Source organism: Pseudomonas sp. KCJK9111 (genome assembly GCF_046231935.1).
In the GTDB taxonomy this organism is placed as follows: domain Bacteria; phylum Pseudomonadota; class Gammaproteobacteria; order Pseudomonadales; family Pseudomonadaceae; genus Aquipseudomonas; species Aquipseudomonas parafulva_B.
Window position 1 is genome coordinate 1 of sequence record NZ_JBJJMO010000103.1, and the last position, 10402, is coordinate 10402.

The 10402-nt window shown below is 59.9% G+C and carries 10 protein-coding genes; 4 read left to right on the forward strand and 6 right to left on the reverse strand.

What is annotated here, in order from left to right:
• The coding region (locus ACK59L_RS20935; protein WP_409275809.1) for a DUF6538 domain-containing protein at positions 1 to 1241 on the reverse strand (1241 nt) is incomplete at its 3' end.
• Positions 1242 to 1657: 416 nt separating this feature from the next.
• On the opposite strand from ACK59L_RS20935, the gene ACK59L_RS20940 reads away from it, so the two are divergent.
• A complete protein-coding gene (locus ACK59L_RS20940; RefSeq protein ID WP_409275818.1) occupies positions 1658 to 2305 on the forward strand; it encodes a trypsin-like peptidase domain-containing protein in 648 nt (215 codons plus the stop codon).
• Here ACK59L_RS20940 and ACK59L_RS20945 read toward each other — a convergent pair whose 3' ends face one another.
• Positions 2306 to 3361 carry a diguanylate cyclase gene (locus ACK59L_RS20945; protein ID WP_409275811.1) on the reverse strand — a complete coding sequence of 352 codons (1056 nt, stop codon included), beginning with the start codon at positions 3359 to 3361 and terminating at the stop codon, positions 2306 to 2308.
• Positions 3362 to 3607: 246 nt separating this feature from the next.
• Between ACK59L_RS20945 and ACK59L_RS20950 the strand changes: the two genes are divergently transcribed.
• A complete protein-coding gene (locus ACK59L_RS20950) occupies positions 3608 to 4501 on the forward strand; it encodes a bestrophin family protein (protein ID WP_033728448.1) in 894 nt (297 codons plus the stop codon).
• Between the two features lie 33 nt (positions 4502 to 4534).
• Here the strand turns inward: ACK59L_RS20950 and phnE are convergent, their stop codons facing one another.
• The 4 genes from phnE to ACK59L_RS20970 are packed head-to-tail and all read right to left on the reverse strand — an operon-like array spanning position 4535 to position 7789.
• On the reverse strand, positions 4535 to 5302 hold the full coding sequence (phnE, locus tag ACK59L_RS20955) for a phosphonate ABC transporter, permease protein PhnE (protein ID WP_058604351.1): 768 nt from the start codon (positions 5300 to 5302) through the stop codon (positions 4535 to 4537).
• Positions 5299 to 6126, reverse strand: a complete 828-nt coding sequence (locus tag ACK59L_RS20960; RefSeq protein WP_100852195.1) for an ABC transporter permease — start codon at positions 6124 to 6126, stop codon at positions 5299 to 5301. Before ACK59L_RS20960 ends, phnE begins: the two co-directional genes overlap by 4 nt.
• A complete protein-coding gene (locus tag ACK59L_RS20965; RefSeq protein WP_409275814.1) occupies positions 6120 to 6926 on the reverse strand; it encodes a phosphonate ABC transporter ATP-binding protein in 807 nt (268 codons plus the stop codon). The genes ACK59L_RS20960 and ACK59L_RS20965 overlap by 7 nt, the downstream gene beginning before the upstream one ends.
• Positions 6927 to 6934: 8 nt before the next feature.
• On the reverse strand, positions 6935 to 7789 hold the full coding sequence (locus tag ACK59L_RS20970) for a putative selenate ABC transporter substrate-binding protein (protein ID WP_058604349.1): 855 nt from the start codon (positions 7787 to 7789) through the stop codon (positions 6935 to 6937).
• A gap of 195 nt (positions 7790 to 7984) precedes the next feature.
• On the opposite strand from ACK59L_RS20970, the gene selD reads away from it, so the two are divergent.
• Together selD and mnmH are read left to right on the forward strand one after the other, a co-directional pair.
• Entirely contained in the window at positions 7985 to 9019 is a 1035-nt protein-coding gene (gene selD, locus ACK59L_RS20975) for a selenide, water dikinase SelD (protein ID WP_058604348.1), read from the forward strand.
• The gene (gene mnmH / locus ACK59L_RS20980; protein ID WP_409275816.1) at positions 9019 to 10152 is read left to right on the forward strand and encodes a tRNA 2-selenouridine(34) synthase MnmH; all 1134 of its coding nucleotides are present in this window, start codon (positions 9019 to 9021) and stop codon (positions 10150 to 10152) included. The genes selD and mnmH overlap by 1 nt, the downstream gene beginning before the upstream one ends.
• Positions 10153 to 10402 lie beyond the last annotated feature (250 nt).

The window sequence follows — 10402 nt, forward strand, 5'->3', positions numbered from 1 at the left end:
TGGCCAACAAGAGACATGACAACAAGGTTTTTTACGTCTGCACGCTCTAATAACGTGATGACGGTTTTACGGACACTATGAAACACACATTTCTTGTCGAATCCATGTCGGGTTTTAAACTGCGAGAAATCATTCCCTAAATCCTTGGACTTTACGCCGTACTTCCCACCCTTTCCCGTCTGCAATAGGTATCCGTCCTTTGAAGACTCTACAAGACGTTTGATAGTCTTCTTTAGCTTAGGATGAATTGGAACATGTCTCACTGCGGCATCTGTCTTACCTTCACGTATATGGAAGCACTCAATATCATCTTCAATGACAATCGAATCAGTGCGAAGCTGGCAAATTTCTTCAATCCTCGCACCTGTGTATCCACCGATCTCGATAAGATCGGCTAGCTTTTGGTTAGACTCGGACAGTGCGAACTTATACAGGTTCTCAATTTCGTCTGTAGTGAAAGCACGGCGAGAGGCCTCCTTGAAGATCCCTCGCTTTTCTTGATTTAGCTCATGCTCCTTGAATGGATTCGGAGTGCTGGCATAAACAGATTTGAACGCTGGGTCTTTTTTTAGAGCGAAGTTCCAAAACGCATTGAATGAAAACAAGTACTGTTTCTTGGTCTTCGCTTCAATTTTGAGAGAAGCCAGAAAAGTTGATATAGTATCGTGACTCAACGGCAAATCACTTTCTTTGAGGAAAGCATCAAGAACCTTGAGTCTTTTTACGTGACGATCAACGGTAGATAACTCAACCTTCCTAACTTCCGTTTCGTGGGAATGAAAAGCGTCTAATCTTGTTTTGAAAAACGGTGTTTTGGGTGAATAATCACTTATTCCTACGAGAATCTCTATAGCTTCTTTGGCTTGTTTGGGCTTTAGTTTTCTAGACTCTATAAGATTATTAACTTCAATCACCCGGTCATTGCTTGGTGATTTCCACTCCTGCATCCCTAACGTCCAAGGTTGGGGATTACGCTTTTCATAATCTATCTTATCGCGATATTTTTCGACGATTAATGCAACCTCTTCACGGAAATCAGGAATCTCGTGTTTCCGAGCTTTCTCGATCTCGATCTTCCACTGCTGTAGCCATCGAAGCTTTAGAACATGAGCCTCTGATCGATTTCCAGTCTTGAGGCTCTTTGTGAGAACCCTGCGACCACCAAACGCTTCTCTCGCATCTGCTGGGATGTCGAGCCGCACATGGTATGTGCCGCCTTTGAGGACCAAAAAATCGGACATACGAGCAATCCACAGGTAAAATTCTTACCCATTTTCTACCCAAAATTTCTACCCAAAACAAGCGTCTAAATCAGCGTTTACCGGGATTATTGGGCTAGGCGACATTTGCGGTGAAGTTCGAGTCTCCCTCGGGGCACCAAATCCGAAAAAGCCGACCTTAAATGGTCGGCTTTTTTTTTGCGCCGTAAAATCGCTCAGTGCATCACATTTGCCTGGCGTCAGCCCATTGATTCGCTGGTGCCTGACCATGCAGCAATGCTATTGGCAAGTGGCCATCCCCCCCGACTACCCTCACTTCGTCGGATAACAGCCGAACGCATTGCCTAACTGATGGCATTTAGCCATAGTGCGGTTCCCCTCAACCCCCTCCCCTTGTGTGATCAATGAAAACAACCGCGCCCTGTATGGCGGCAATGATGCTGCTAAGTGGGTGCAATGGAGTGCCAACGTCCTACGTTTCAGACCCGGTCTACAGTCAAGCTTTCGTGGTGACGTCCGGGGCGCCGCTGCCCATGCTGCTGATGGCAAGCGCCATCCAGTGGAACGCGGATTATGCAGTCACCGCCAAACACACCCCTTTTCTGCGCAACGTGGTCCATGAAGGCCTGGGCGATGTGGTGTTCTTCAAGCACAAAGCCAGCCAAGTACCGCACTGGCGCCAATATGTGCCTGGGGAAGCGGTCACAGCAGTGGGCTACAACAGCTTGATGATGCCCATGCAAGGCAAGGGCCATGCGCTCTCGTCACTGGTCCGGCTCGATGGCACCCCTGGTAGCGTGTTCTATTCGGTGCACGACGGGCCGATCACCAAGGGGATGTCTGGCGGCCCGGTATTCGCCGATGACGGTAACGTGGTAGGCATCAACATCGCCATCATCCCCACCAGCGGCATTGATGCCGTCAGGCGACCGGATCTGGTGGGCAAGGACCGGGTCAGTGTGTTCATGTCCTTCAGCGAGATCGACAAGGAGTGGCGGCGCTACCAGTACATGCTGGCGCGCAAGTCCAAACCCCAGGCCCCAACATCGATCAAGGGCTTTGTGGCCGTTGCTGCAAAACCCTGATCAGGCGGGTTCAGAGGCCTGGGGCGCCAGGACGATGCAATTTCGCCCGGCGCGCTTGGCGGCATACAACGCCATATCGGCGGCATGCAGCCAGGCTTGGGCATCGGTAATGCCTGCATGGTAAGGGGCGATACCGATGCTCAAGCTCAGGTTAAGGTGCGGCAGCGCTGGGTCGCGAAACGCCTCCACGGCCAGGCGCAGCCGCTCTAGCACTTCCCTTGCCTGCCCTGGCGTCGTATCGGGCAGCATCACGCAGAATTCGTCTCCTCCATAGCGCGCCGCAGGGTCGTGCTTGCGCAGGTGCAAGGAAAGCGTGGCACTGATCACCCGCAGGATGTTGTCACCCACCTGATGGCCATGACGGTCATTGACCTGCTTGAAGTGGTCGACGTCAATCAGGGCAAGGCAACTGCTCCCGGCGCTGGCTCGGCAACGAGCGAACTCACGCGGTAGCAGTTCCTGCCAGGCCCCGTGATTGCTCAAGCCCGTGAGGCTGTCGGTCTGGCTCAGGCGGGCCAGTGCACGTTTATGCTGGCCCAATTGGACGGTCACCTGATAGCAGATCATGCCGATGGCCATGGGGTAGATCAGCAGGATCGGCAGGCACGCCAGCATCTGCGCCTGCGTGGTGGCCGGAAAAAGCGGCGGCGCGAACAGCCATAGGCCCAGGGCGATGCCGATACCCTGGGCAAGTACCGTTTTCATGAATAGGGGCCAGCCACCGGCCGCGATCTTGTCCATGGCGATCATCGACAGGATGATCACGCTGGGCAGTGGGTTGAGCCCCATGACACCCGCCCAGCAACCCCCGGCGAATCCATCGACCACCAAGTTGCGCTGCTCGGCCTTGTAGGGCTGGGCGGATACCCGAGCAATCTGAAACGCCAGGTGCGGCCAGACAAAACCGTGTGCCAGTAACAGCGCCCACACCCACACCCCTGGCTGCAATGGCGCGATGCCGATCAGCACACAAAAAAAGCCGAGGCCAGTTCCGATGGCGCGTGGGGCATACATGCGTTTGGCGAAGGAAAGGCCCGTGCCGGTGCGCTCGATCATGGCGGGATACCGAGAAGATAAGGCTGAAGATGCACGGTACAACTGCGAAGCATGTGCATGCTGAGGCAAGGCATTGTGCCACCACTCAAATCAGGCCGGCAAACGCGTCTGGATGAAATGCTCACCCCCATTCGGATGTCACGCCAACACCTGTCAGCCCCACATGCGTTGCAACAACCTCATTCAGAACCTTCGGCGCGAGCCGACGTCCCATCCAAGGTCCTGAACCCCGTCAAGGTGCGCCATTTGAAAGACGTCATCATCCGCAAATACCGCTTGGTCGTGAAAACCTTCGGCTACATCGGTTGGTCACTGTTCTGGCTGCTGATCTGGGACGTATTGGTCACCATTGATTTCATGCTGTTTCTCAACAGCAAGTTCACCCTGCCCTTGATCCCGCTTTCATTGATGGGTTCGGCGCTGGTCGTGCTGGTGAGCTTTCGCAACAGCAGCGCCTACAACCGCTGGTGGGAAGCACGTACCTTGTGGGGTGCCCTGGTCAACAGTTCCCGCAGCTTTGCCCGCCAGACGCTGACCCTGATCGATGATCCCGACGATGGGCTCAATCCGGTCAAGGCGACCCTGCTGCGTCGGCACATCGCCTACATCAACTGCCTGGCGGCGCACCTGAAAGGGGAGAAATGCCCGCAGGAGCTGGTGGCGTTTATCCCTGAGGCAGAATTTGAGCGGCACCACGGCTCCAACAATTTTGCCAATGACATCTTGAGTGGCTCGGCCGCGTTACTGGCCAGGGAATATCAGGAGGGCCGGCTGGACAGCATCCGCTTGGCTCGCCTTGAGTCCACGCTGGTGGACTTGTCCAATGCACAAGGGGGCATGGAGCGAATCGCCAATACACCACTGCCCTACCCGTATGTCTATTTCCCCCGGTTGTTCATCACGCTGTTCTGCCTGATCGTACCGGTCGGCCTGGTGGAGTCGCTGGAATGGTTCACGCCCCTGGCCTCCACGGTTGTAGGCTTCATGCTGCTGGCGATCGAGCGCATCGGTACCGACTTGCAGAGCCCATTCCGCTTCAGCGAACACCAGATACAGATGGATACCATCTGCGAGACGATCGAGCGCAACCTGGAATCGATGCAGCGCGGGGCGCAATCGGCCGAGGCAGTGAGCGCTTGAGAACAGGCAGCGGCCGCAAGGCCGCTGGCCTGATCAGGCCCTTACGAAACGCTGGCGCAGTACATCACTGAGCGCATCGACCAGGAACACCAGCACCAGCATCCCGATGATCACCGTGCTGGCCTGGGCTTCCTGAAACAGACTCAAAGTGGTGTAAAGCATCTGCCCCAAGCCTCCAGCACCCACAAAGCCCAGCACACTGGCCATGCGTATATTGTTCTCCCAACGGTACAAGCTGTAGGCCAGCAACTGCGGCCACAGGTTAGGCAAGGTGCCGTAGCAGAAGGCTGCTACCTGCCCCGCGCCTTGCAGGCGAATGGCTGCGGCAGGTTCAGGCGAGGCGTTTTCCAGCGCCTCGGCAAACAGACGCCCCAGTACGCCGGCGGTGTGCAGCGCCAACGCCAGGGTGCCAGCGTTTGGCCCAAGTCCAGCTGCCAGCACGGTCAGCGCGGCCCACACCAGCTCCGGAATGGCGCGCAGCGCATTGAGCAGCAACCGGGCCAGCCCCTGCAACGGCCAGCCAAACCGGCCCGCCGCCGGCAGCGCCAGCAACAGGCCCATGACGACGGCCAGCAACGTGCCGATACCGGACATGGCTAGGGTTTCCAATGCGCCATGCGCCACCGCACGCAGATGCTCGCTGGACAGGTCCGGGGTCAGGAACCGTCCGGCATACTCACCCATCTGGGCCAGCCCACCATTGCCGATCAACGCCCCGAAATCCAACCCCAAATAGGCGAACGAACCGACGATGGCTGCCAGCAGCGCAGCCAACAGGGCCAGGTTGATCAGCCGATTCACGCAAGCCTCCCGCGCAATAGGCGGCTGAGCCCATCGGCAAGCATCACCAGGGCCAGGAACGTCAACAACATGCTGGCTACCTCGGCGCCAGCGAACATGCGCATGGACAGGTCGATCTGCTGACCCAGCCCGCCGGCCCCCACGAACCCCATCACCACCGATGCCCGTACTGCACATTCCCACCGGTATACCGTGTAGGACACCGCTTCGCTGACGGCATTGGGCAAGATGCCGTAGAAAAAGGCGGCCAGCCGTCCACTGCCCGCCTGCAACAAAGCGTGGGCGGGCCGCTGGTCCACCGATTCGAAGATTTCCGCATACACCTTGCCCAGCATGCCGCTGTAGGTAATGGCGATTGCCAGCACCCCGGCCGTGGGACCGAGGCCTACGGCGCGCACGAACAACAGTGCCCAGACGATCTCAGGCACGCTGCGCAGGAAGATCAGCACGCCCCGTACGGGCAGCCGCACCAGGCGCGACCAGGCACCCGGGCGCCCGCCACGTGAGGCAGCGCTCAGGGACAAGGCGCGGCTGGCCAGCAACCCTGCCGGCACGGCCAGCAGCCAGGCTAGCGCCATGCCGGCGGTGGCCACAGCCAAGGTCTGTAGGGTGGCCTCAAGCAATAGCTCGAGAAAGTCGCGCTCATGTGCAGGTGGCCAGAATGCCCCCGTGAAACTCGCCATCTGCTCGCGGTTTTCGGCCTGTAACAGCACGGCCGGGTTCAACTCGCTCAACTGGATACCCGGCCACAGGATCGCGATGGCCAGTAACCCGATCAGTATTCTTGGCGCCATTGCCGGATCACGTTGACTGGCGTTCAGCATCTGGGCAACTGCACGTGGGGGCTCGCATCAACGCCGTGCTTGGCCACCAGCTGCTCGTTGGCATACAGCGCTTGCAGCAGCTCATCGGTCACAGCCTCGGCTGGGCAATCAAACAGCACCTGCCCTTCGCGTATGCCGATCACCCGGGGAAAGTGGGCCAGAGCCAATTCGACCGCATGCAGGCTGGCTACCAGCGCCACGCCAGTGGCCTGGGCATGCCGGTTGAGCAGCGCCAGGCTGTGATCGGCCAATACCGGGTCCATCGCCGACACCGGCTCGTCGGCGAACATGATACGAGGCTGCTGATACAGCACCCGCGCAATACCCACCCGCTGAAGCTGGCCACCGGACAGCTGACCGCACTGCACGAACAGCTTGTCTGCTAGCCCCAGTTCGGCCAAGGCCTGGCGCGCACCAGGCACATCGCAGGGATACAGCAGGTTGAGCAGGCTGCGACCAAGCCCCCACTGGCCCAGACGGCCCGCCAGCACGGCAGTGACCACCCGCTGGCGCGGCGGCAGTGGCGGCGCCTGGTGAACCAGACCTACCTGGGCCCGCAGGCGCTGCCGGGCTCCTGCCGACAACGCCCATGGCTGCTGCCCGAGCACCTCCAGACGGCCGCTGCTCGGCCTGGTCGCCGTGGCCATCAGGTGCAGCAAGCTGGACTTGCCCGCCCCCGATGGGCCGATGATGGCGACGCGCTCAGCCTGCGCAATGCGCAAGGTCACGCCCTCCAGGGCGCGCACCGCGCCATGCCGCAAGCTTGCGCCTTGCAGCGCGATGACTGCCTCAGAAGGCACGGCAGACGTCACTTGAGCAAGCCAGCCTCGCGGGCGGCTTGCTCAGTGCCCGCGTAGTTTTCCGGCTTGGTTTCGATGAAGCGGCTGGCTGCCTGCAGGTCGAGAATGGCTTTCTGTTCTGGATCGGCGGGGTCAAGGTTCAGGAAGGCCTGCTTGATCTTCTCCTTGAGGGCCGGGTCCATGTTGCCACGCACCGTCCAGTTGTAGTCGAAATAGGTCGGGGTCGTGGCGAACACGCGCACCTTGGCGGTATCGACCTTGCCGGCGTCCACCAGTTTCTGCCAGACGCTGGCGTTGAGCACACCGGCATCGACCTTGCCAGCCTGTACCCAGGCCACGGTGGCGTCGTGGGCACCGGAATAGGCTACGCGGCTGAAGTACCCTTCAGGTTTGATGTTGTCCTGCTTGAGCATGAAATAGCGTGGCATCAGGCTACCGGACGTGGAAGAAATGGACCCGAAGGCGAAGGACTTGCCCTTGAGGTCAGCCAGGCTTTTTACTGCAGGGTTGGCAGTGATGAACTTGGAGGTGAATTGGGCGTCCTGCTCGCGCTGCACCAGCGGCGTGGCAGTCGGGTCCTTCAGGTGCACCTGCACGAACGTGAACCCGCCCAGCCACGCCAGGTCCAGCCGGTCGGAGGCCAGCGACTCGACCACGGCCGGGTAGTCAGCCACCGGCACGAACTTCACCTGCATGCCCAACTGCTTGGACAAGTATTCGCCCAAGGGTTTGAACTTGCGTTGCAGTTCGGTGGGCGCTTCGTCGGGAATGGCGCTGACACGCAGTGTCTCTGCGGCCTGGACGGCCAGGGCACAGCAGGACAGCACGAGGCTGGCGGCGAGCGCCAAGGGACGTTTGAGCATGGGTTTCTCCGGTTCAATAGCGGGGAATGGGGTGAGTTCGAGGCTGCGCGCAATAACAGGCAGTGCAGGTGGACTGCGTTGCCGACGTGCAGGTTGCAGCTCGATGCGAGTCATTGACCCGACGATTATAAGAGCCGCAGGCCCAATGACCAGCTTTGCTACAATCGCGCGATAAATTGACCTGCCGAGGTACACATGAGCGAGCCGATTCGTCTGACCCAGTACAGCCACGGTGCCGGCTGTGGCTGCAAGATATCCCCCAAGGTGCTGGACGTCATCCTGGCCGAAAGCGGTGCCCAGGCCCTGGACCCGAAGCTCTGGGTCGGCAATGCGTCGCGCGACGATGCCGCCGTGTATGCCCTGGACGAGGAGCGCGGTGTGGTGTCGACCACCGACTTCTTCATGCCCATCGTCGATGACCCCTACGATTTCGGCCGCATCGCGGCAACCAACGCCATCAGCGATATCTACGCCATGGGCGGTGATCCCCTGATGGCCATCGCCATCCTGGGCTGGCCCGTCAACGTCCTGGCTCCAGAGGTTGCCCGTGAGGTGATTCGCGGTGGCCGGGCGGTATGCGCCGAAGCCGGCATCCCGCTTGCCGGTGGTCATTCCATCGATGCCCCCGAGCCGATTTTCGGCCTGGCGGTGACCGGCGTGGTCAGCAAGCGCCATCTCAAGCGCAACGACACCGCCACGGCGGGCTGCCGCCTGTATCTGACCAAGCCCCTGGGCATCGGCATCCTCACCACCGCCGAGAAGAAAGCCGTGCTGCGCGAGCAGGATCGAGGCGTGGCGCGCGATTGGATGTGTACCCTGAACACACCAGGCAGCCGCTTTGGCAAGCTCGACGGGGTCAAGGCCATGACGGACGTCACCGGGTTCGGCCTGCTCGGCCATCTGGTTGAGCTTGCAGAAGGCAGCGGCCTGACCGCACACCTGGATTACGCCAAGGTGCCCCGCCTGCCGAGTGTCGAGCACTACCTCGCCGCCGGCTGCATTCCAGGGGGAACGCTGCGCAACTTCGAGAGCTACGGGCACAAGCTAGGCGCGCTCAGTGACGATCAGAAGCACTTGCTGTGCGACCCGCAGACCAGCGGCGGGCTGCTGGTGGCCGTAACCCCGGAAGGTGAGGACGCATTTCTCGCGGCAGCCGCCGACCTGGGCTTGCAACTGTCGCCTATCGGCTACCTGGCGGAGCGACAGCGCCACGCAGTCGAGGTCGTCTGATGCGGCCCGACTGCACTGATTTCCGCCAGTTGTTCCTCGACGATGTGCCGATGATGGACATGCGTGCGCCCGTCGAGTTTGCCAAGGGCGCCTTTCCCGGCGTGGTCAACCTGCCCCTGATGAACGATGTGGAACGGCAGAAGGTTGGCACCTGTTACAAGCAGCAGGGGCAGGCTGCCGCCATCGCCCTGGGTCATCAACTGGTGGGCGGCGCCACCAAGCAGGCTCGTCTGGAGGCATGGGTGGCATTCACTCAGGCTCACCCGGAAGGCTATCTGTATTGCTTTCGTGGCGGCCTGCGCTCGCAGATCGTCCAAGGGTGGTTGCGCGATGAAGCCGGTATTCGCTACCCGCGTATCACCGGGGGCTACAAAGCGATGCGCAACTACCTGCTCGAGACCACGGAGCAGGCCGTAAGCGAGTGCGATTTCGTGTTGGTTGGCGGCTTGACCGGTACTGGCAAGACCGATGTGCTGCAACAGCTGGGCAACGTACTGGACCTTGAAGGCCATGCCAATCATCGCGGGTCGAGCTTTGGCAAACGCGCCACCGGGCAACCGGCTCAGATCGACTTCGAGAACCAGCTAGCCATCGATGTGCTGAAAAAGCGCGCGCAAGGCATTGGCCAGTTCGTGCTGGAGGATGAAGGCCGCATCGTTGGCAGTTGCACGGTGCCTTTGTCTTTGTATCAGGGCATGCAGCACTACCCGCTGGTGTGGCTGGAGGACAGTTTCGATAGCCGGGTCGAGCGCATCCTGCGCGATTATGTCATCGAGCTCAGTGCCGAGTTCATCGCCCTGCATGGCGAGCAAGCCGGGCAGCAATTGTTCGCGCAGCGCATGTTGCAGAGCATGGCCAACATCCGCAAGCGCCTGGGCGGTGAGCGCCATCAGCGGCTCACGGCGCTGCTTGAGCAGGCCCTGGGAGAGCAATTGCGTAGTGGCTGCGTGGACCTGCACCGAGGCTGGATCGAGGGGTTGCTCAACGAGTACTACGACCCGATGTATGCCTATCAGCGTGAGGCGAAGGCCGAGCGGATCGAGTTTGTTGGGGATGCTGTGCAGGTGCGGGAGTATCTGGAGCAACGCGCGCGGCGAGGGATAGGATTGAGTCAAGCAGCCCGATTAGGTTAGCAACTCTCAGCTATCGACCCTACTCATCTCTTGCTCTTGCTCTTGCTCTTGATCTTGATCTTGATCTTGATCTTCGCGACTTCAGGAGGCCGAACGCAGGTCTTGCGGAGGGAGGTGACAGGCATGGATGCCTGTCAAGCGCTGGGCCCCAGGATGGGGCCTACAGCGCGGTCCTCCCGGGAGCAAGACCGGAGTGAGGGAACCCCGGAGCGCAGCGTAGGGGCCGTATGAATGGAGCGCAGCGTTTTTT